The 21,649-nt window shown below is 69.3% G+C and carries 14 protein-coding genes; 6 read left to right on the top strand and 8 right to left on the bottom strand.

From position 1 onward, the window contains the following. Positions 1 to 16: 16 nt before the first annotated feature. From ACFYXH_RS20675 to eccD, 4 genes are all read right to left on the bottom strand, one after another. Positions 17 to 1,396, bottom strand: a complete 1,380-nt coding sequence (locus ACFYXH_RS20675) for a M16 family metallopeptidase (RefSeq protein WP_389564715.1) — start codon at positions 1,394 to 1,396, stop codon at positions 17 to 19. Then, entirely contained in the window at positions 1,393 to 3,609 is a 2,217-nt protein-coding gene (locus ACFYXH_RS20670) for a polyribonucleotide nucleotidyltransferase (protein WP_327326425.1), read from the bottom strand. The genes ACFYXH_RS20675 and ACFYXH_RS20670 overlap by 4 nt, the downstream gene beginning before the upstream one ends. Positions 3,610 to 3,875: 266 nt before the next feature. After that, positions 3,876 to 4,166, bottom strand: coding sequence for a 30S ribosomal protein S15 (gene rpsO, locus ACFYXH_RS20665; protein WP_093600212.1), 291 nt, complete (start codon positions 4,164 to 4,166; stop codon positions 3,876 to 3,878). Positions 4,167 to 4,379: 213 nt separating this feature from the next. Beyond that, positions 4,380 to 5,855, bottom strand: a complete 1,476-nt coding sequence (gene eccD / locus ACFYXH_RS20660; RefSeq protein WP_389564710.1) for a type VII secretion integral membrane protein EccD — start codon at positions 5,853 to 5,855, stop codon at positions 4,380 to 4,382. 194 nt (positions 5,856 to 6,049) lie between these two features. On the opposite strand from eccD, the gene eccCa reads away from it, so the two are divergent. Both eccCa and ACFYXH_RS20650 read left to right on the top strand, forming a co-directional pair. Then, positions 6,050 to 10,003 (top strand): type VII secretion protein EccCa, encoded by a 3,954-nt coding sequence (eccCa, locus tag ACFYXH_RS20655; protein WP_389564707.1) that lies wholly within the window; start codon positions 6,050 to 6,052, stop codon positions 10,001 to 10,003. A 122-nt stretch (positions 10,004 to 10,125) separates the two neighbouring features. Beyond that, complete coding sequence (locus ACFYXH_RS20650) at positions 10,126 to 10,371, top strand: DUF397 domain-containing protein (protein WP_389564704.1); 246 nt, start codon at positions 10,126 to 10,128, stop codon at positions 10,369 to 10,371. 69 nt (positions 10,372 to 10,440) lie between these two features. Here the strand turns inward: ACFYXH_RS20650 and ACFYXH_RS20645 are convergent, their stop codons facing one another. The 4 genes from ACFYXH_RS20645 to eccB form a co-directional block, all read right to left on the bottom strand. Then, a complete protein-coding gene (locus ACFYXH_RS20645; protein ID WP_389564701.1) occupies positions 10,441 to 10,734 on the bottom strand; it encodes a WXG100 family type VII secretion target in 294 nt (97 codons plus the stop codon). Between the two features lie 41 nt (positions 10,735 to 10,775). Next, positions 10,776 to 11,117: a WXG100 family type VII secretion target gene (locus ACFYXH_RS20640; protein WP_389564698.1), complete on the bottom strand. Its 342-nt coding sequence runs from the start codon at positions 11,115 to 11,117 to the stop codon at positions 10,776 to 10,778. Between the two features lie 146 nt (positions 11,118 to 11,263). After that, positions 11,264 to 12,511 (bottom strand): type VII secretion-associated serine protease mycosin, encoded by a 1,248-nt coding sequence (gene mycP, locus ACFYXH_RS20635; protein ID WP_389564695.1) that lies wholly within the window; start codon positions 12,509 to 12,511, stop codon positions 11,264 to 11,266. Between the two features lie 13 nt (positions 12,512 to 12,524). Further along, a complete protein-coding gene (gene eccB / locus ACFYXH_RS20630; protein WP_389564692.1) occupies positions 12,525 to 14,066 on the bottom strand; it encodes a type VII secretion protein EccB in 1,542 nt (513 codons plus the stop codon). Positions 14,067 to 14,289: 223 nt separating this feature from the next. Between eccB and eccE the strand changes: the two genes are divergently transcribed. The 4 genes from eccE to ACFYXH_RS20610 all read left to right on the top strand — a co-directional run bounded on the left by eccE (position 14,290) and on the right by ACFYXH_RS20610 (position 21,646). Then, the gene (gene eccE / locus ACFYXH_RS20625) at positions 14,290 to 15,585 is read left to right on the top strand and encodes a type VII secretion protein EccE (protein ID WP_389564689.1); all 1,296 of its coding nucleotides are present in this window, start codon (positions 14,290 to 14,292) and stop codon (positions 15,583 to 15,585) included. Next, entirely contained in the window at positions 15,585 to 16,304 is a 720-nt protein-coding gene (locus ACFYXH_RS20620; RefSeq protein ID WP_362687417.1) for a hypothetical protein, read from the top strand. Before eccE ends, ACFYXH_RS20620 begins: the two co-directional genes overlap by 1 nt. 285 nt (positions 16,305 to 16,589) lie before the next feature. After that, positions 16,590 to 19,664 carry an SCO5717 family growth-regulating ATPase gene (locus tag ACFYXH_RS20615; RefSeq protein WP_389564686.1) on the top strand — a complete coding sequence of 1,025 codons (3,075 nt, stop codon included), beginning with the start codon at positions 16,590 to 16,592 and terminating at the stop codon, positions 19,662 to 19,664. Positions 19,665 to 19,834: 170 nt separating this feature from the next. Then, the gene (locus ACFYXH_RS20610) at positions 19,835 to 21,646 is read left to right on the top strand and encodes an ABC transporter substrate-binding protein (protein WP_389564683.1); all 1,812 of its coding nucleotides are present in this window, start codon (positions 19,835 to 19,837) and stop codon (positions 21,644 to 21,646) included. Positions 21,647 to 21,649 lie beyond the last annotated feature (3 nt).

Raw genomic sequence — 21,649 nt, 5'->3', positions numbered from 1 at the left:
GCTCTCTTCCTTACGGTTAGGAGACCGCTTCGTGGAGTCGGTCCGCCTGCTTGTCCTTGAGCGGGCCGATCACCGACAACGACGGGCGCTGTCCCAGGATCTCGCCGGCCACCGCGCGCACCTCGTCAGGGGTGACGGCGGCTATCCGCGCGAGCATGTCGTCGACCGACATCTGCGAGCCCCAGCACAGCTCACTCTTGCCGATACGGTTCATCAGCGCGCCCGTGTCCTCGAGGCCCAGCACTGTCGAGCCGGAGAGCTGGCCGACGGCGCGGCCGATCTCCTCGTCCGACAGACCGTCCGATGCGACGCGGTCGAGCTCGTCGCGGCAGATCTTGAGGACGTCGTGGACCTGGCTGGGCCGGCAGCCTGCGTAGACGCCGAAGAGGCCGGTGTCGGCGAAGCCCGAGGTGTACGAGTACACGCTGTAGGCGAGGCCGCGCTTCTCCCGTACCTCTTGGAAGAGGCGGGACGACATGCCGCCGCCGAGGGCCGTGTTCAGTACACCCAGCGCCCAGCGGCGCTCGTCGGTGCGGGCCAGGCCCGGCATGCCGAGGACCACATGGGCCTGCTCGGTCTTGCGGTTGAGCAGATCGACGCGGCCGGCCGTGCGCAGGGAGCGGTGTCCGTCGCGGGGCGGGGTCGGGGCCGCGTCCGTACGGGACAGGGCGCCGGCCTTCTCGAAGGCCTGGCGGACCTGGCGTACGACCGTGGCGTGGTCGATGTTGCCCGCGGCGGCTACGACCAGATGGGTCGGGTCGTAGTGCTTCTTGTAGAAGCGGCGGACGCGGTCCGCGGTGAGCGCGTTGACGGTGTCGACCGTGCCGAGGACCGGGCGGCCGAGAGGCGTGTCTCCGAACATGGTGTGCGCGAACAGGTCGTGCACACAGTCGCCGGGGTCGTCCTCGGTCATCGCGATCTCCTCGAGGATGACACCGCGCTCGGCGTCGACGTCCTCCTGCTGGATCAGCGAGCCGGTGAGCATGTCGCAGACCACGTCGATGGCGAGCGGCAGGTCGGTGTCGAGCACCCGTGCGTAGTAGCAGGTGTACTCCTTCGCCGTGAAGGCGTTCATCTCGCCGCCGACCGCGTCGATCGCCGAGGAGATGTCGAGGGCGGAGCGCTTGTGCGTGCCCTTGAAGAGGAGGTGCTCGAGGTAGTGCGTGGCGCCGCCCAGCGACGGCGTCTCGTCTCGGGAGCCGACGTTCGCCCAGATCCCGAAGGTGGCGGAGCGTACGGATGGCAGGGTCTCGGTGACGACGCGCAGGCCGCCGGGGAGGACGGTGCGGCGGACCGTGCCGATGCCGTGCTCGCCCTTGAGAAGCGTTTGGGTACGGGCGACGGCCCGCGCCTCCGAGGAGGTGCGGGCCGTCGTCGTGGAACTACGCGACGTCACTTGTCGGTGTCGTCCTTCTTGTCTTCGGCGTCCTCGCCCTCGATCACGGGGATCAGGGAGAGCTTGCCGCGGGAGTCGATCTCAGCGATCTCGACCTGGACCTTGGAGCCGACCGCGACCACGTCCTCGACGTTCTCCACGCGCTTGCCACCGGCGAGCTTGCGGATCTGCGAGATGTGCAGCAGGCCGTCCTTGCCCGGGAGCAGGGACACGAACGCACCGAAGGTGGTGGTCTTGACGACCGTACCCAGGTAGCGCTCGCCGACCTCCGGCATGGTCGGGTTGGCGATGCCGTTGATCGTGGCGCGGGCGGCCTCGGCCTGCGAGCCCTGGGCGGCACCGATGTAGATGGTGCCGTCGTCCTCGATCGTGATGTCGGCGCCGGTGTCCTCCTGGATCTGGTTGATCATCTTGCCCTTGGGGCCGATGACCTCACCGATCTTGTCCACCGGGATCTTGACGGTGATGATCCGCGGGGCGTTCGGGGACATCTCGTCCGGGACGTCGATGGCCTCGTTCATCACGTCGAGGATGTGGAGGCGGGCGTCGCGGGCCTGCTTCAGCGCGGCGGCCAGGACCGAGGCGGGGATGCCGTCGAGCTTGGTGTCGAGCTGGAGCGCGGTGACGAAGGTCTTCGTACCGGCGACCTTGAAGTCCATGTCACCGAAGGCGTCCTCCGCACCGAGGATGTCGGTGAGGGCGACGTAGTGGGTCTTGCCGTCGATCTCCTCGGAGATCAGGCCCATGGCGATACCGGCGACAGGGGCCTTGAGCGGCACACCGGCGTTCAGCAGCGACATGGTGGAGGCGCAGACCGAGCCCATGGACGTCGAGCCGTTGGAGCCCAGCGCCTCGGAGACCTGGCGGATCGCGTACGGGAACTCCTCGCGCGTCGGCAGCACCGGCACGATGGCGCGCTCGGCGAGCGCACCGTGGCCGATCTCGCGGCGCTTCGGCGAACCGACGCGGCCGGTCTCACCGACGGAGTACGGCGGGAAGTTGTAGTTGTGCATGTAGCGCTTGCGGGTCACCGGGGAAAGGGTGTCCAGCTGCTGCTCCATACGGAGCATGTTGAGGGTGGTGACGCCCAGGATCTGGGTCTCGCCACGCTCGAACAGCGCCGAGCCGTGCACGCGCGGGATGGCCTCGACCTCGGCGGCGAGCGTACGGATGTCCGTGACGCCACGGCCGTCGATACGGACCTTGTCCTTGATGACGCGCTCGCGGACCAGCTTCTTGGTCAGCGCCCGGTAGGCACCGGAGATCTCCTTCTCGCGGCCCTCGAACTGCGGGAGCAGCTTCTCGGCGGCGATCTCCTTGATGCGGTCGAGCTCGGCCTCGCGCTCCTGCTTGCCGGCAATGGTGAGCGCCTGCGCGAGCTCGCCCTTGACGGCGGCGGTCAGGGCCTCCAGGACGTCGTCCTGGTAGTCGAGGAAGACCGGGAACTCGCCGGTGGGCTTGGCAGCCTTGGCGGCGAGGTCCGACTGGGCCTTGCACAGCGCCTTGATGAAGGGCTTCGCGGCCTCGAGACCGGCGGCGACGATCTCCTCGGTCGGCGCCTCGGCGCCGCCCTTGACGAGCTCGATGGTCTTCTCGGTGGCCTCGGCCTCGACCATCATGATCGCGACGTCGCCGTCCTCGAGGACGCGACCGGCGACCACCATGTCGAAGACGGCGTCCTCGAGCTCGGTGTGCGTCGGGAAGGCGACCCACTGGCCCTTGATCAGGGCGACACGGGTGCCGCCGATCGGGCCGGAGAAGGGCAGGCCGGCCAGCTGCGTGGAGCAGGAGGCGGCGTTGATCGCGACCACGTCGTACAGGTGGTCGGGGTTGAGCGCCATGATCGTCTCGACGATCTGGATCTCGTTGCGCAGGCCCTTCCTGAAGGAGGGGCGCAGCGGGCGGTCGATCAGGCGGCAGGTGAGGATCGCGTCCTCGGAGGGCCGGCCCTCACGACGGAAGAAGGAGCCGGGAATCTTGCCGGCTGCGTACATCCGCTCCTCGACGTCCACCGTCAGGGGGAAGAAGTCGAGCTGGTCCTTGGGCTTCTTGGAAGCGGTGGTGGCCGACAGCACCATGGTGTCGTCGTCCAGGTACGCCACGGCGGAACCGGCGGCCTGCTTGGCCAGGCGGCCCGTCTCGAAGCGGATGGTGCGGGTGCCGAAGGTTCCGTTGTCGATAACGGCCTCGGCGTAGTGGGTCTCGTTCTCCACTAGCGTTTTCTCCTCGTCTTCGTCCCCTCGCCCGTGTGGCGGAGGACGTGGCGGAGAAGCTCTCGTTCTGCGGGCCGGTCTTCGATCGAAGCACCCGGGGGGTTGTTCTCCGGGGGCCACTACCGAGGACCGGCGGCGGGGAGACGGCTTCTCGCTCGTTCAGTTTTGCTCTACGCGATCCAGACTAATTGGCGTCCGGTACGTAGCGCACGTACAGCAAAGGGAGCGGCCCCCTAAGAGTGGGAACCGCTCCCTCCACCAACGTCTTACTTGGCGCCGCCGGCCGCACCACGGCGGATGCCGAGGCGGTCGACGAGCGCACGGAAGCGCTGGATGTCCTTCTTGGCCAGGTACTGCAGCAGACGGCGGCGCTGGCCGACCAGGATCAGCAGACCACGGCGGGAGTGGTGGTCGTGCTTGTGCGTCTTGAGGTGCTCGGTCAGGTCCGAGATACGGCGGGAGAGCATCGCCACCTGGACCTCGGGGGAGCCGGTGTCGCCCTCCTTGGTGCCGAACTCGGTCATGATCTGCTTCTTCGTAGCGGCGTCGAGAGACACTCGGTACTCCTCTTTGATGTTCGATGCGCCCACGAGTGCCCCTGGTCTTGATCTCAGGGGAGCTTCCGTGACTCGGAGGCGAAGGTCCGATGAGCGCAGACCGCAGAGTTTCAGAGAAACTCCGGAGGTCGCGTACACAAACGGCCGTCACACAGCGTACCAGCCCGCGGCGGCGCCTCTGGCGCGTGCCACCGCCGCCTCTGGCGGATGCTCCTAGCTGGTCAGCGAGCGGGCCGCGCTGTAGATGTCGAGTACGGCGAGGCAGAGCGGGACCAGCGAGAGCAGCACCAGACTCTCGGTGAGGTCGAGCAGCCGGCCCCAGAAGGGCGAGAGGCCCTTCCTCGGGATGACCAGGCCGATCGCGGTGATCACGGCCGCGCCGGCGGCGACGGCAGCGGTGAGCCAGATCGTACGGATGTCCAGGCCGCCTCGGTCCCCGTACATCAGGAGGTCCTTGATCAGGTCGACGGGCGGGTTCAGGGAGAGGCCGAGGACCAGCAGCGCGATCGCGGCGATGCCCGCCACCAGGGTGCAGGCGACCTGCGAGGTGTAGCGGAAGAGCCGGGCGCGCAGCAGCATCGCGAGGCCGGCGGCCAGCGCGAGGAACTGACCCCAGATGCTGTTGGAGAAGCCGAGTACGGCGGCGCAGCCGACAACGACAGCGGCGCAGCCGCCGACCAGGCCGAGCAGCATCTCGTGGCCGCGGCGCGCCTGGGCCGCGATCCGCTCGGCGTCGACGGGCTGGGCCTCGGGCGTCTCGTTGGGGTCGGCGAAGGAGTCGTCGTAGCCCTCGGCTGCGCTGCGCGGGGATGCGTAGCCGATGGGCAGCCGGGCGAAGCGGGCGGAGAGGCCGGGCAGGAAGGCGACGAGGCCGATGGCGACCGGGGCGACGACGGCCGCCGTCTCGGTGGCGGAGGCCTCGGTGAGGATCATCAGGAACGTCGCGAGGGTGCCGGTGGCCCCCAGGAAGGTGGCCGCGACGAAGGGGGCGTCGCCGCTGGGGGTGAGCGCGACCAGGGCGACCGAGGCGACCAGCACGGTGACGCAGCCGAGCAGGAACTGCAGCCGACCGGGGCCGGCACCGGCGTCCGGGCCGATGATTCCGGAGCCCGCGATGAGCAGCAGCGGCAGCGCGCCGAGTCCGAGAGCGACGGCGGTGGCGCGGTCCGAGTACACCCTGGCCCGTACGCCCGCGAAGGCGGTGAGCAGCAGACCGCCCGCGCCCGCGATGATGCCCGGCAGGCTGTGCATGTCGTGGCGGACCGGGTCGGCGAACCAGAGCACGAAGCCCATCAGGACGAGCAGCAGGACACCGCCGACCAGGCCGGCACCGCGCAACAGGTCGTCGCTCCACAGATGGCGGTCGCGGGTGACCGCGGAGGCGACGGCGTCGGAGACATCGTCGAAGACGGCGGGCGGCAGTGACTCGGCGAAGGGGCGCAGGCTCAAGACCTCGCCGTCCAGCACCTGTTGGGCGCTGAGCGAGCGGGCGCCCTCGAGTACGGTCCCGTCGCGGCGTACCAAGTGGTAGCCGGTCGGGGCGCCCGGGGACTGCGTCTGGCCGGTCAGCCGCAGGATTTCCGGGTAGACGTCGGCGACGGCGATGTCCTCCGGGAGGGCAACATCGATTCGGCTGTCCGGCGCCACGACGGTGACGCGGCAGAAGCCGGTCGCTGCGGTCGTACTCACTGTCTGGACCCCCTGGTTCGCCCTGATTCGCGGTTGCGCACGGTGCGCGCGACACCCTACCGGGACACGGGGCAGGGGCCTGCAAGTAGGATCACCGTCGCGCGGAGGGAAGTCCGCAGCAAAGGCAGTCACGGGGGCGCCGGTGCGGAATCAGCCCGTCCGTCTCCCGTCCGTATCGAGGGATTGATGCTCCGGTGAGCCAGATCGTCGTGAAACGCCCGCCGAGGTCGCTGCCGCCTGAAGTGCCCACGGAGGAGCTGGCTCTGGAGGCTCCTCCGGAGCTGCCGCGGGGTCAGTCGGAGGGCATGCTGATGCAGATTCTGCCGGTCCTCGGCATGGGCTCTTCGGTGGTCTTCTTCTTCTCGCCGCAGGCGCCTCCGTTCATGCGCATCATGGGCGTGATGATGCTGGTCTCGACCGTCGGGATGGTCGTCGCCCAGATCGTCAGGTTCCGCAAGGGTACGCAGGGGCAAATGGCAGATGTCCGCCGCGACTACCTCAAATACCTCGCACAGACCCGGCGTACGGTGCGCAAGACCGCGCGCAAGCAGCGCGATGCCCAGCTCTATCTGCACCCCTCCCCCGAGCAGCTCTGGTCCGTGGTGGCCGAGGGCTCGCGGGTCTGGGAACGGCGTGTGGGCGACAACGACTTCGGGCAGGTGCGCATCGGTCTCGGCGCGCAGCAGCTGGCCACGCCGCTCGTGGCGCCGGACACCGCGCCGGTGGACGAGCTGGAGCCGCTCTCGGCCGGTGCGATGCAGCAGTTCCTCGCGGTGCACGGCTCGTTGGACGGGCTGCCGATGGCGGTCTCGATCCGCGCCTTCTACCACGTGACGGTCTCCGGTGAGCCGGAGTCGGCGCAGTCCACGGCGCGGGCGCTGGTCTCCCAGTTGGTGACGCTGCACTCCCCCGAGGACCTGATGGTCGCCGTGGTGGCTGCGCCGGGAGCCGTCCCGCGCTGGGACTGGACGAAGTGGCTGCCGCATACGCAGGTGCCCGGTCAGGTGGACGGCGCCGGTACGAAGCGGCTGTTCGGCGACGACCTCGGTGAGCTGGAGCAGCTGCTCCACAGCCGCCTCGACGGGCGGCCGCGGTTCAGCCGGGAGAACCAGCCGGTCCTGGACCAGCCGCATGTCGTCGTCGTACTGGACGGCGGGATGGTGCCGCCGGACTCGCTGTTCGCGGCGGCCGAGGGTCTGCAGGGCGTGACCATCGTCGAGGTCGTCGCCGGCGATCTGGACGAGCCGCGCGGCGGTCTTTCGGTGGTCGTACGACCGGCGCGGCTGCGTCTCGAGTCCGGTTCACGGGTGGCGTACGAGGGTGTGCCTGACGGGATTTCGCTGCCGGCCGCCGAGGCGCTCTCACGTCAGCTCGCGCCGCTGCGGATGGGCGGTGGCGACGACGACGAACCGCTGCTCGCCAACCTGGACTTCACCGATCTGCTGAACCTGGGGGACGCCGGGTCCATAGACGTGGCCCGCACCTGGCGGCCGCGGTCGGTCGCCGAGCGGCTGCGGGTACCGATCGGTGTCGGCGAGGACGGCCAGCCGGTGATGCTGGACCTCAAGGAGGCCGCGCAGGAGGGCATGGGCCCGCACGGTCTGTGCGTCGGCGCCACCGGTTCCGGTAAGTCGGAGCTGCTGCGCACCCTGGTGCTCGGCCTCGCGGTCACACATACGTCGGAGACGCTGAACTTCGTCCTCGCGGACTTCAAGGGCGGTGCGACGTTCACCGGAATGTCGCAGATGCCGCATGTCGCGGCCGTGATCACCAACCTGGCGGACGACCTCACGCTGGTGGACCGCATGGGTGACGCGATCCGCGGTGAACTGCAGCGCCGGCAGGAGCTGCTGCGCTCGGCGGGCAACTACGCCAACATCCACGACTACGAGAAGGCGCGCGCGGCGGGAGCCCCGCTGGAGCCGCTGGCCTCGCTCGTCCTCGTCATCGACGAGTTCTCCGAACTCCTCACCGCCAAGCCCGACTTCATCGACATGTTCATCCAGATCGGCCGTATCGGCCGTTCGCTGGGTGTGCATCTGCTGCTGGCCTCGCAGCGCCTGGAGGAGGGCAAGCTGCGCGGCCTCGACACCTATCTCTCGTACCGGATCGGTCTGCGGACCTTCTCGGCGGCCGAGTCGCGCACGGCGCTGGGTGTGCCCGACGCGTACCACCTGCCGTCGGTGCCCGGTTCCGGCTATCTGAAGTTCGGTACGGACGAGATGACCCGCTTCAAGGCGGCGTACGTCTCCGGTACGTACCGCACCAGTGGTCCTGATCTGTCGGTGGGCCAGCTGCCCATCGAGCGGCGGCCCGTGGTCTTCACCGCGACTCCGGTGCCGGTGGTGTACGCGGCACCCGATCCCGCCGCGTTGGCCGCCGCCAACGCCGCCGAGGACGAGGCGCTCGCCGACACGGTGCTGGATGTGATCGTGCGCAAGCTGGAGGGTCAGGGTGTGCCCGCCCACCAGGTGTGGCTGCCGCCGCTGGACCAGGCGCCCACGCTGGACCAGCTGCTGCCCGGTCTCGCGCCGACCGCGGACCGCGGTCTCACCGCGACCGAGTACACGCGTCCGGGCGGTCTCACCGTCCCGCTCGGCCTGATCGACAAGCCCTTCGAGCAGCGCCGCGAGGTGCTGTACCGGGACTTCTCCGGAGCAGCGGGCCACATGATGGTCGTCGGCGGTCCGCAGTCCGGCAAGTCGACGCTGATGCGGACGCTGATCTCGTCGTTCGCGCTCACCCACACCCCGGCCGAAGTGCAGTTCTACGCGCTCGACTTCGGCGGTGGCGGTCTGTCCTCGCTCTCCGACCTGCCGCATGTCGGCGGTATCGCCTCGCGGCTCGACCCTGAGCGGGTGCGCCGTGCGGTCGCCGAGGTGATGGGCGTACTCAACCGGCGTGAGGAGTTCTTCCGCGCCAACAACATCGACTCCATCGCCACCTACCGGCGCAGGCGCGCCGCCGGCGAGCTGCCCGGCGAGGCCTGGGGAGATGTCTTCCTGGTCATCGACGGCTGGGGCGGTTTCAAGAACGACTACGAGATGCTGGAGCCGGTCGTCGCCGACCTCACGGCGCGCGGCCTGGGCTACGGCATCCATGTCATCATCACCGCCGCCCGCTACATGGAGGTACGTGCGGCCCTGAAGGACCAGATGCTGGGGCGGCTGGAGCTGCGGCTCGGTGACGTCATGGACTCGGAGTTCGACCGCAAGGTCGCGGCGAACGTCCCGGCCGGTGTGCCGGGCCGTGGCCAGGTCCCGGAGAAGCTGCACTTCATGACGGCTCTGCCGCGTATCGACTCGATCAGCAGCTCCGGCGATCTGTCGGAGGGCACGGCCGCCTTTGTGCAGGCGGTCAAGGGGAACTGGGCGGGGCCTGCGGCGCCGACCGTCCGGCTGCTGCCGCGCCGGCTGCCCGCCGAGCAGCTGCCCAAGGGCTTCGAGTATCCGCAGCACGGCATCGCGATCGGCATCGACGAGACGAACCTGGAGCCGGTGTTCGTCGACTTCGAGAGCGACCCGTTCTTCCTGATCTTCGGCGAGAGCGAGTCCGGGAAGACGGCGCTGCTGCGGCTGATCGCCAAGCAGATCTCCGAGCGCTACACCCCGGAGCAGGCGCGGATCGTGGTCGGCGACTACCGGCGCACGATGCTGGAGGCCGTACCGGCCTCGCATCTGCTGGAGTACGCGCCGATGACGTCCGCGATGGAAATGCACATGGACGCGATCAACACGGTGATGGGCAAGCGCGCGCCGAAGCCGGACATCACACCGCAGCAGCTGCGCGACCGCAGTTGGTGGACCGGGCCGCAGCTCTTCGTCCTCATCGACGACTACGAGCTGGTCGCCACCAACTCGGGCAATCCGCTGTCGGTACTGGTGGACAATCTGCCGTTCGCGCGTGATGTCGGCATCCGCTTCATCATCGCGCGCAGCGCGGCCGGAGCTTCACGGGCGATGTACGAGTCGTTCATGCAGCGGATCAAGGAGCTGGGCGCGCAGGGCGTCATCCTCTCCGGCGACCCGGGCGAGGGAGACATCCTCGGCAATGTCCGGGCGCGTCCGATGCCGCCGGGACGTGGCACTTTCGTGTCCCGCAAGCGGGGCGCACCGCTGGTCCAGGTGGGCTGGCTGCCGGATCAGTAGTCCCTCGAGGCACACGTCCCGGCACGTCCCGGCACACGTCCCGGCAGCCGTCAAGGCTGCCGGGACGCACCAAGTAGTGTGGTTGCGCACCTCGTTCATCGCACCTGGGAGGGACCGCGCCGATGGCTGACGCAAGCGAGAAGGAACGCCAGAAGGAAGAGCTGTACGCCCTCGACATCTCCGGTGTGGAGTGGCTCAGCGCGCCCGGCACCAGCAAGGACGAGGAGCGCGTCGAGATCGCTTATCTGCCGGGCGGGGCGGTCGCGATGCGCTCGTCGCTGGAGCCGGAGACGGTTCTGCGGTACACGGAGGCCGAGTGGCGCGCGTTCGTACTCGGCGCGCGTGACGGCGAGTTCGATCTCAGGTAGGAGCTTGTACGGCAAGGGGGGTTGCCCGCCTGCGCGGGCAACCCCCCTTGGACGTTCGCTCGATGCTCGTCAGTGCATCATGCGGAAACGGGTGGCATTGTCCTTGTCCGTGTCCTGGTAGCCGACAACGGACTGGTCGAGCAGACGCGCGATCTGAGCCAGGTCCGCGTTCAGGCCGTCCATGTCCCGGGCCAGGTTGGCCTGGACCTCGATGTAGGCCTGCTTGGCGTCACCGTCCCAGTTGCCCGCGACGTTCTTGACGTGCGTCAGCAGGTCCCGGAGCTGCTCGTTCAGGTACTTCGAGGTGCCGCGGACGTCACCGGCCGCGGTGGTCACTGTGTCGTAGTTGACAGCAGTCGTCATGCTTTACTCCTAGTGGCGATTCTGCGGAGGATCCGGACGGCTCAGATGCTGAGGATGGCGCTGCTGCCCTGCGAGGCTTCCATCTTGCGGAAGGTCTGGATGCGCTCGGTCTCCTGTGCATCGAAGCCGTCGGCGCTCATCTTCACGAGGTTCTGCAGGTTCTCCAGGTCGCGCTGCACGTTCCGCATACGCAGGTTCAGGTCCTTCTGAGCCCGGTCGTACTCCTGGCTCGCCGCACCCTTCCAGCCGGTCTGGATCTGGTCCACCACGCTGTTGAGCGACGTGATCCGGCTGTTCAGCTCGGTCTGGAACTTGTCGATCTGCTTGGACAGACCGGTGATATCGCCACTTGTTACATTCAGGTCTTTGCCGCTACCCGACATCGTGCCCCTTCTTCCTACTACGGTGCTGTAGACGGAAGCCGATTGGATGCCGCCCCCGTACGGACACAGTCCTCACTGAGTCCTACAGCCACTCTATCCACTTGATACGACAGTTCCAACTGCAAAGTCCCGTATGGAGACTTGGCTCACTGGGCCCTTTTGCGCCGGGTGTCCCGGATGACCGTTGCCGCCCCCGCGACCACTGCCACCAGTACGACGCCAATGCCCAACGCGTAGGTTGAGTACCGCTCCTTGCGTTCCTGAGCGGTCTCGGTCATCGCAAGATGCGCGGGCTCCGGCGCGGGCGGCTTCGGCGGGCCGGGGTCGGCGTGCGGTGCGTCGATCGGGCGGCCGTCGCCGCTGAGCGCGCGCACCGGGTCGATCACGCCCCAACCGACGAAGCTGTCCTTGCCGTTGATGCTGCGCTCGGCGGTCTGCTCGATCTGCGCGATGATCTGCGGCACGGTCCAGCCGGGGTACTTGGCCTTGAGCAGCGCTGCGACACCGGCGACGTACGGCGCGGAGAAGCTGGTGCCGTTGTCGACGCACTGCCCGTTGCCGGGGACGGTGGAGACGACGTCGACTCCGGGGGCGGCGATGCCGACGAAGCCGCCCGCCTGCGAGAAGACCGCCCGTTCGTTGTTGCGGTCGGAGGAGGCGACGGCGAGAACGCCCGGGAACGCGGCGGGGTAGGTGTCCTTCAGCTTGCCGTCCATACCGTCGTTGCCGGCGGAGGCGACCACGACGATCTTCTTCTGGATCGCCTGCTGTATCGCCTTGTTGAGGGTCGAGTCGAGCGAGAGCGGCTTCGTCGTGTCCTGGGAGATGTTGATGACGTCGGCACCCTTGGCGATGGCGTGCTCGATCGCCGTGGCCATCGTCTTGTCGTTGCCGCTGTTCTTCTCGTCGTTCTGGCGGATGGGGATGATCGTGGCCTCGGGTGCCAGCCCGACGAAGCCGGTGCCCTTGCGGGGGCGCGCGGCGATGATCCCGGCGACCTTGGTGCCGTGGCCGACCTCGTCGACCGTCCCGTCGGTCTTGCCGCGCTTGTCGTCGCTCGAGCTGTTCTTGTCGGGCTTGAGGAGGTCCTTGCCCGCGGAGGCGTCGACGGCGGACTTGAGCTGGACGTTGGCGTTGTCCACGCCGGTGTCGATGACCGCGACCCGGACGCCCTTGCCCTTGGTGTCCTGCCACAACTCGTCGAGCAGCACCCGCTGGAGCGGCCAGGGGATCCCCTCGATCTGCTTCTTCATCGGAAAGGTGCACTCGCCGCTGCCGTTGATGCCCAGCTGGTGCGGGACTTCGTCGGCGTATGCGGCCGGGGACATCGCCGACAGACCCGTCAGCGCCGTTGCGGCGGTCAGCAGCGCGGTCTTCCTGCGCAGGTGCAGCATCGGTCGCACTCCCCTACGAACCCTGCGGCTGACGCGCGCTGTTGGTGTCGAGCCGGGGTCCCTTGGACAGGAACTCCGACCAGTTGATCGGCACGAGGGTCGGAGTGACCTTCTCGTATCCGAGCCGGATCTGCGCCTGGCTGGGCTCGGGGCGGCCGTCCTGCTGCTTCTGCTGGTCGCCCGTGCCGATGTCGGAGCGGTTCGCGTCGCTGTCGCCGTTCGCCTGGACGGCGTACCGCAGTCCGGTGTCGGTCACCAGGAAGAGCGAGCCGTCGGGCTTGGTCTGCTTGCCCTGGACCTGCGTGTAGAGAAGGCCGGTTCCGGGGGTGACATAGGTGCTGGTGCCGCCTGCGGTTATCTCCGCGGGGTACTCGGAGCCGGCCCAGGTGGACAGGGTCGTACGGCCCTTGTCGTCGACCTTGCGCAGCACGCTGCAGACGGTGTCGCGGTCGCCGTCCCGGGAGTTGACCTGCTTCGACCTGAGCGAGGGCCAGTGGTACTGAGCGCCGAAGAAGTCGCTCTCCGGGGCAAACGACGCCGCGTCGACGCTGACTGCCTCGCCGCGCATGTTGAGCTTGTCGGTCAGCGGGGAGCTGATGAGCAGCCAGGCGGTGAAGTCGGAGACCGGCTGGACCTTGCCGGGCAGCACGACGTAGTGCTGCGGCCCGGAGCCGGTCTGGGCCTGGAGGACCATGCCGACCTGGTCCTGCTCCCTCGTCAGCCCGCCGCCGATGCCCGCGCTCGCGCCGACCTGGCCGGGGATGGCGGGAAAGTCGACCGGGGTGCCGTCGTGCAGCGTCGCCAGCCAGTCGTCGGTGACGGACTGCGGCTCCTTGCTGCCGACCAGGGCGCGGGTGAGGAACCCGGCATCGCTCTGGCTGCCACGCACCAGGTACTTGGTGCCGCCGGCGTCCACGAGGTAGCGCAGCCCGTTCTGGCCCTTGACGTACAGGACTTGGCCACCGCTGAGGCGCTGCTCGCCCTCGGTCCGCTTCAGATCGCGGTCGCCCAGGACGAAGGTCGCCTTCTGCACGGTGCCGCCCTTACCGCCGCCGGGCTGCTCGCAGACCGCCCAGCGCTTGGACTCGGCGGCCTCCTTGGCGGACGGCAGTCGGTCGGGTGCGTACGGAATGCCGAGAATCGGGCCGCGCGGGGGCTTGCCCGAGTCCAGGATGTCGTCGCTGACCTGGATCACCTTGAACTGCTGGGGGGTGAGCAGCAGTCGCGCGGACGCGAGGTTCAGAACGGGGTGGAGGAGGACCTTCTGGTTCTTGCCCTTGCCGGTGGCGAGCACGACATAGCGCGTGGTGGAGTCCTTGCCGACGATCACCTTGGTGCCGGGCTGGGCCCAGTCCTTGGGAGCCTTGGGCTTGAACATGCCGAAGGCGCCGAATCCCGCCACGACCAGCGCACCGACGATGATGCTGGGGACGACGGCGCGCATCGGGCGCGGTGCCCCCTCCTCCGTACCCGTGGTGGACGGTTGGAGGAATGCCGCCACCGTGCGCTTCTTCGCAAAGGTGTACGCGTTGAGCTCATCCCGCCGTGATGCCATGAGTCCCCATTGGTAAAGAAGGCACTGATTCTCCCCGCGGGGACCTTGTGATGAGCACGGTCCCCGGGCCCTCGTTGTCGGACCGGCCCCCTACTATGCCTGTTGATCGACGGTGCTTGCGGGGCGGGTAGGGTGATCCAGCCGCCAGGAGCCTTGCTGCGCAGGGCCGGACAGGGGTGATCGGGATGAATTGGGGCCTAATGAACTGGGGGGTGGCGGATTAATGGCTTCCGCGACGCGGGTGCGGCCGGCACCCCACGGGCAGGCCTCGGCACGGCCCACTGCACCGTCCCAGGGACCGGCGGCACCCCGACTCCAGGCACGACCAGGGCACTTCGGTTCGTTCCGACTGCAACAGCTCGTACTGATCGAGATCGCCGCGGCGCTGCTCCTTGTGGCCTGGGTGATCGATCCGCTGATGCTGGTTCCCGCTTTTGTGGTCGCCGCGCTGCTGGTGCTGCTGGCCCTGCTGCGCAGGCACCGGCGCTCGATGCCCGAGTGGCTCGCCACCGTCTTCGCCCTCCGCGCGCGCAGGCGCAGGGCCGCATCGCTGGTCCTCCCGCCCGACACGGAACCGGGGCTCGCGCCCGCCGTCGAGTGCGACCCCGCCCTGCGGACGTACACCTTCAGCGACCGCGACCGGCGACCGGTGGGCATGATCGGCGACGGGACCTTCCTGACGGCCGTGCTGCAGGTCGAGTCGGACGCCACGGCCCTGCGGCCGGACCGTACCGCCAGGCCGCTGCCGATGGCCCTGCTGCGCGATGTGCTCGACGTCGACGGCATCCGGCTGGAGTCGGCACAGATCGTCCAGCACACCCAGCCCGCGCCCGCACCGCATCTGCCGCAGCAGTCGGTCGCCGCGCGCAACTACGCACCACTGCAGGCGCAGACCGGGTCACCCGCGATACGGATCACCTGGATCGCGCTCAAGCTCGACCCTGAACTCTGCCCGGAAGCGGTGGCGGCGCGCGGCGGCGGCCTCGATGGCGCGCAGAAGTGCCTCGTGCGGACCGCCGACCAGCTGGCGAGCCGGCTGACCGGCGCCGGATTCCGGGCCACCGTGCTGACCGAGGAAGAGCTGACGGCGGCCATCGCCACCTCCTGCTGCGCCAGCCCGATGGCCATCGCACAGGCGAGCCGGGCGGAGACACCCGCGTCGCGCACCCAGGAGACCTCGCGCACCTGGCGCGTCGACGACCGCCGCCACACCACGTACTGGGTGAGCCGCTGGCCCCAACTGGGCGGCGGCGGGGCCCCGATGCCGCAGCTCGTCGCCCTGCTCACCTCCATCCCCGCGCTGGCCACCACTTTCAGCCTCACGCTGGGGCACGGTGACCGGCAGGGCGTGACGGTCAGCGGGCATGTCCGCATCACGGGGCGCAGCGACGAGGAACTGGTTGCCGCGCGCCATGAACTGGAGCGCGCCGCTCGCGGGGTCAAGACCGGGCTGGTGCGGCTCGACCGGGAGCAACTGCCCGGCATGCTCGCCACACTGCCGCTCGGGGGAGCCCGCTGATGTCTGTGCCTGCCGCCAAGCCTCGTATCGGCTTCGGACTGATCGGACCGCGCCGGGACCGGCATGCGCTCTCGATGGACCAACTGTCCTCGCTGGCGCTGCCGGTCGGCGACGACGGAGTGGTCGTCGGCGTCGATGCCGAGAGCAAGCCCGCGGTGCTGGGCATCAACCGCCCCACGGCGTACGACGTCACGCTGATCGGCGGCCTGTGGACGGCGCAGGTGCTCGCGCTGCGGGCGGCCGCGACGGGTGCGCGGGTCACCGTGGAGACGGGCCGGGCGCACGCCTGGACGACGCTGGCCCAGGCGGCGGGCGGCGGACAGCAGTGCATATCGCTGCACGATGTGGGGCGGGTGCCGCCGCAGGGCGCTTCGGCCGGCAGTCCGGTCGTGGTGGTGCGGGACTGCGGGATGCGGCCGCCGCGCGGGCGGGTGGTCTCGGGTCCCTGGCAGTCGGTGGTGACGCTGCTGCCGTATCTGAGCCCGGTGGCACCGCGGCTGATGGAGAAGTCCGGTCTGGTCGGGATACAGCGCGTCTCGCCGGACGAGGCCGCGCAGATCGGGCGCATCATGCATCTCCCGCGGCCCGAGACTGAGGCGCTGTCCACTCTTGCGGACGGCGTCACGCTCTGGTGCACTGCGCGGGACCGGCAGTTCGTCATGACGCAGGCCACGGACGCCGAGACCGGATTGTTGGGCAGCGCTCGCCGGATGGACTGAGCGGCCATCAGTCCGTACGCAGTTGTACCATTTTGACCTATCGACTTCTTACGCTCTGCCGCACTCAGTTCACTTGGGGGCAGCGCGTGACGTACGGGACAGTCGCCGACGCGTGGTCGGGCCTGCCGTATCGAGGTTGTTGACGATTAGGGTGGGACAGGGCGCGGCAGAAGAACCTGCGGGCATGTTGGCCGCGTCCTACAGGGGGAGAGCCGGGCCGATCGGACGAACAGGTCGCCCCCACCCACCACGGCACAAGGGTGCTCGACCACACCAGGAGGCAAAGTGAACGGCGATCGGGACGAGATCCACGGGGGCTGGAACATTCCCGTCGATGATCAGTCCGACGCGGAGCCCGCCGAGATGACGGGTGAGTTCACCATCGACTACACCCCGCCGGCCTGGTACACGCAGAACGCGTCGGGCGATACGTCGGGCGGCGGTGCGGGCCAGCAGGGGCTCACGCCTCCTCCCGCGCCGCCCAACGGTGCGCCGGTGGCGGTGCCGGGGCTGCCCGCAGGCAGTGGCTTCGAGCCGAGCTGGGCGCCGACACCGCCGCCTCCTCCGGCACAGGTTCAGGCACCCGTGCCGGCTCCTGCCCCGGTGCCTGCCCCTGCCCCTGCACCTGAAGCGGCTCCTGCCCCTGCGCCCGCTGCTGTGCCGCCGGCTCCGGCTGCTGAGGCGGCCGCCGAGCCCGCGCCGCAGCCTTTCGGGGGCGGCGATATCGAGAGCGGGGCGACCATGCGGTTCTCCCCGGCCGCGCTGAAGCGCGAGATGGAGGAGCGGGCCGCGGCCAAGGAGACGGAGGAGTCCGGCTCCGGTATCGGTTCCGACTCCGGTCCCGGCACTGGTTCTGGTTCTGGTTCTGGTTCCGGCACTGGTTCGGAGGGCGCAGCGGACGATTCCGCCGAGGCCGAAGCCGAACCCCAGGGCGAGGCTCCTGCCGGTGCCGCCGAAGCCGACGCGTCCGCGGCCGCCTCCGCGGATGACACCGCGGACTCGGTCGGCGACGAGCCGCAGGACTCCGACAGCGACGAGGCCGAGCCCCGTGACGAGGCCGCCCCGGCGGGCGCGGAGGTTCCGGCAGACGCGGAGGTTCCGGCCGAGGAGCCGGCCGACTCGGTACCCCAGGACGCCGCTCCGGCCGACTCCGTACCCCAGGACACTCCGCAGGACACTCCGCCCGCGCCCGCACCGGTTCAGCCGTGGTCCCCGACGCCCCCGGCACAGAGCACCGGACTGCCGCCGCTGCCGCCCGCCTTCCAGCCGGCCGCACCGACGTCCGCGCCGCAGTGGCCGGTATCCGCGCAGACCAACGACCAGTCCGCCCCGCCGCAGGCTCAGCTGCCGGCGCAGAACGGTCCTCAGGCCGCGCCCGCGTGGCAGACACCCGCCCCGGCAGCCCCGTCCGTTCCCTTTGTTCCTGAGCAGCAGGGCGGTTACGGGTTCCCGCAGCAGGGTCGGCCCGGTCAGCCCGCGCCCGCCGCGCCGCTGCCCCCGGCCGTCCCTGGCCCCGACGCGCAGAACCCGCACGGCGGCTACGGCTTCCCCCAGCCCGGACAGCCGGTGCCGGGACAGCCCGCCCCGCACGGCGGCTACGGTTTCCCGCAGCCCGGACAGCCCGCAGCCCACGCGCCCGTACCGCCGCAGACGCCGAACCTGCCCGCGCCCGCCACACCCCCTCACGCCGCGCAGCAGAGCGGTTACGGGTTCCCGCAGCAGGGCCAGCCCGTTCCGCCGTCGCCCGGGCCCGCCGCGCCGCTGCCCCCGGCCGTCCCTGGCCCCAATGCACAGGCCCCGCACGGCGGCTACGGCTTCCCCCAGCCCGGACAGCCCGGGCAGCCCGCAGCCCACGCGCCCGTACCGCCGCAGACGCCGAACCTGCCCGCCCCCGCCACGCCCTATCTGCCCGCACAGCAGGGCCAGCCACAGGCTCCCCCGCAGGCCGGGCCCATCGACCCGCGGACCGGTGCCGCCTGGCCCACGCCGGTCACACACGACCAGCGCGAGCGTTCCGTGCCCGGCGCCCCGCTCGGGTACACCGCCGCCGTCGAGCTCTCCTCCGACCGCCTGGTCCGGGGCAAGCAGAAGGCCAAGAGCAGCCGCAATCCCTCCAGCGCCGCCCGCTTCAAGCTCGGCGGCAAGAAGGAGGAGGCGGAGCGGCAGCGCAAGCTCGACCTCATCCGTACACCGGTGCTGTCCTGCTACCGGATCGCGGTCATCAGCCTCAAGGGCGGCGTCGGCAAGACCACGACGACCACCGCGCTCGGCTCGACCCTGGCCACCGAGCGGCAGGACAAGATCCTGGCGATCGACGCCAACCCGGACGCCGGCACCCTCGGCCGCCGGGTGCGGCGCGAGACCGGGGCCACCATCCGTGACCTGGTCCAGGCGATCCCGTACCTCAACTCGTACATGGACATCCGCCGGTTCACCTCGCAGGCGCCCTCGGGTCTGGAGATCATCGCCAACGACGTGGACCCGGCGGTCTCCACGACGTTCAACGACGAGGACTACCGGCGTGCGATCGACGTACTGGGCAAGCAGTACCCGATCATCCTGACCGACTCCGGTACCGGTCTGCTCTACAGCGCGATGCGCGGAGTGCTGGATCTGGCCGACCAGTTGATCATCATCTCGACGCCGTCCGTGGACGGCGCGAGCAGTGCGTCGACGACACTGGACTGGCTTTCCGCCCATGGGTACGCCGAGCTGGTGCAGCGTTCCCTCACGGTCATCTCCGGGGTCCGCGAGACCGGAAAGATGATCAAGGTCGATGACATCGTTCAGCACTTCCAGACGCGCTGCCGCGGTGTGATCGTGGTGCCGTTCGACGAGCACCTGTCGGCCGGCGCCGAGGTCGACCTCGACATGATGCGCCCCAAGACCCGTGAGGCGTACTTCAACCTGTCCGCGCTGATCGCCGAGGACTTCGTACGCGCTCAGCAGCAGCAGGGGTTGTGGACCGCGGACGGCAACCCGCCGCCGCACCTGGCGCCGCCGATGCCGGGGCACCAGCAGGCGCCGGGGCAGCCGATGCCCGGACAGCCCGCCCCCGGACAGCCCATGCCCGGGCAGCCGTACCCGCCGCAGCAGCCGTACCCGCAGGGTCAGCCGCAGCAGCCGTACGGTGGCCAGCAGCCGCCGCAGGGTCAGCAGCCCTATCCGCCGCAGGGCTGGCAGCAGTCGCTGCCCTCCCAGGCGCAGTCCCCCGCGAGTCCGCCCGCACCTGTCCACGGACAGCCCGGTCCGCAGGGCCAGCCGGGTGGTCCGGGACAACCGGATCTGCAGGGGCCCGTACCGCCCGCCGGATGGCCGCAGCAGCAGCCTCCACAGGCACCGCCAGCCCCTCAGCAGTAGCGCGACAGAGGTCTAAACCAATGAGGGCCCGCACCGTCTCCACGGTGCGGGCCCTCATTGCATTCCCGCAGCCCACACGGGGTTTGACGGATCGTTGACGCAACTCGCCACCGCTGATAAACCTTCGCTTCACCTTCTCCGAGCGACTGATGACGCGAGGTTCCCGTCCCATGGCCACAAAGGTTCCACCCCGCATCCGACTGCTTCTGGCCTCCGGCGCCGCCGCCCTGTTGGTGGTCGGCTCGGCAACCCCCTCGGCCCAAGCCGCCGACGACGGCGGCAAGAAAGTCCTCACCGTCGCCGTCTCGCAGAGCGTGGACTCCCTGAGCCCGTTCCTGGCGCAGAAGTTGGTCAGCACCACCATCCACCGACTGGCCTACGAGTACCTGACGAATTACGACGTCAAGGACGCCCACCCGATCCCCGGACTCGCCACCGCGTGGAAGCCGTCCCCGGACAAGCTGACGTGGACGTACACCATCCGGAAGAACTCCAAGTGGTCCGACGGGAAGCAGGCCACCGCCGAGGACGCCGCCTGGACCTTCAACAAGATGATGACGGACGAGAACGCGGCCACCGCCAATGGCAGCTTCACGGCCAACTTCAAGAAGGTCACCGCGCCGGACCCCGAAACACTGGTCATCGAGCTGAAGAAGCCGCAGGCCACCATGGCGGCGCTCGACGTCCCGATCGTGCCCAAGCATGTCTGGGAGAAGGTCGGCGACTTCTCGAAGTTCAACAACGACAAGAAGTTCCCCATCGTCGGCAACGGCCCGTTCATCGTCACCGACTTCAAGGTCGACCAGTTCGTCAAGCTCAAGCCCAACAAGGACTTCTGGCGTGGGACGCCCAAGTTCGACGAGCTGGTATTCAAGTACTACAAGGACGGTGACGCGGCGGTCGCCGCGCTGCAGAAGGGCGAGGTCTCCTTCGTCCAGGGCCTCACGCCCGCCCAGGCCACCGCCCTCAAGAGCGCCGACAACATCAAGGTCAACGACGCGCCGGGCCGCCGCTTCTTCGCCCTGGCCACCAACCCGGGCGCCAGGTCGAAGGATGGCAAGACCTTCGGCAGCGGCCATACGGCGCTGCTCGACCCGTCCGTCCGCAAGGCCCTCTTCCACGCCACCGACCGCAAGACCATCGTCGACAAGGTCTTCCAGGGGCACGCCGTGGAGGGCGAGGGCTATATCCCGCCGCGCTTCGAGTCGTACTTCTGGAAGCCGGACGCGAGCCAGAAGATCGCGTACGACCCGGCGAAGGCTGCCACGCTCCTCGACCAGGCCGGCTACAGGAAGAACGGCAGCGGCAAGCGCGTCGGCAAGGACGGCAAGGCGCTCGACTTCCGTATCCTCTGCCACGCCACCGACCCCAACGACAAGGCAATCGGCAAGTATCTGCAGGAGTGGTGGGGCGAGCTCGGCATCGGGCTCAAGGTCGACTGTCTCGACAATGTCTCCGACCCGTGGGTCAAGGGCGACTACGACCTGGCCTTCGACGGATGGTCCGTCAACCCGGACCCGGACTTCGTCCTCTCCATCCACACCTGTTCCGCGCTGCCGGCCACGCCCAAGGACACCGGCGCAACCGACAACTTCATCTGCGACAAGCAGTTCGACGGGCTCTACGCGCAGCAGACCGCGGAGTACGACGCCGCCAGGCGGACCGGCCTGGTCAAGCAGATGGAATCCCGGCTGTACGACACGGGCTACATGAATGTCCTCGCGTATCCGAACGCCGTCGAGGCGTACCGTACCGACCAGATCGGGTCCATCAAGACGATGCCGGAGGCCGCGGGCAATCTCTGGGGTCAGGACGGCTACTGGAGTTGGTGGTCGGCCGAGCCGGCCGCCGGTGACGGCAGCTCCGACAGCGGCGCTTCCAAGGGCGTCGTGATCGGCATCGGCGCGGCTGTCGCCCTCGCCGCCGGACTCGGGCTCTTCGTCATGATGCGCCGCCGTTCCAGCGCGGAGGACCGTGAATAGTCG

This window comes from Streptomyces sp. NPDC002730 (assembly GCF_042888805.1).
Classification (GTDB): domain Bacteria; phylum Actinomycetota; class Actinomycetes; order Streptomycetales; family Streptomycetaceae; genus Streptomyces.
Note: the sequence above shows the minus strand (reverse complement) of the source record. Positions and strands in the feature narration are given on the sequence as shown.

Coding starts and splice junctions, on each gene's coding strand:
- ACFYXH_RS20650 (WP_389564704.1), top strand. CDS start 10,126: ATGGCTGACGCAAGCGAGAAGGAACGCCAGAAGGAAGAGCTGTACGCC.
- ACFYXH_RS20645 (WP_389564701.1), bottom strand. CDS start 10,734: ATGACGACTGCTGTCAACTACGACACAGTGACCACCGCGGCCGGTGAC.
- ACFYXH_RS20640 (WP_389564698.1), bottom strand. CDS start 11,117: ATGTCGGGTAGCGGCAAAGACCTGAATGTAACAAGTGGCGATATCACC.
- mycP (WP_389564695.1), bottom strand. CDS start 12,511: ATGCTGCACCTGCGCAGGAAGACCGCGCTGCTGACCGCCGCAACGGCG.
- eccB (WP_389564692.1), bottom strand. CDS start 14,066: ATGGCATCACGGCGGGATGAGCTCAACGCGTACACCTTTGCGAAGAAG.
- eccE (WP_389564689.1), top strand. CDS start 14,290: ATGGCTTCCGCGACGCGGGTGCGGCCGGCACCCCACGGGCAGGCCTCG.
- ACFYXH_RS20620 (WP_362687417.1), top strand. CDS start 15,585: ATGTCTGTGCCTGCCGCCAAGCCTCGTATCGGCTTCGGACTGATCGGA.
- ACFYXH_RS20610 (WP_389564683.1), top strand. CDS start 19,835: ATGGCCACAAAGGTTCCACCCCGCATCCGACTGCTTCTGGCCTCCGGC.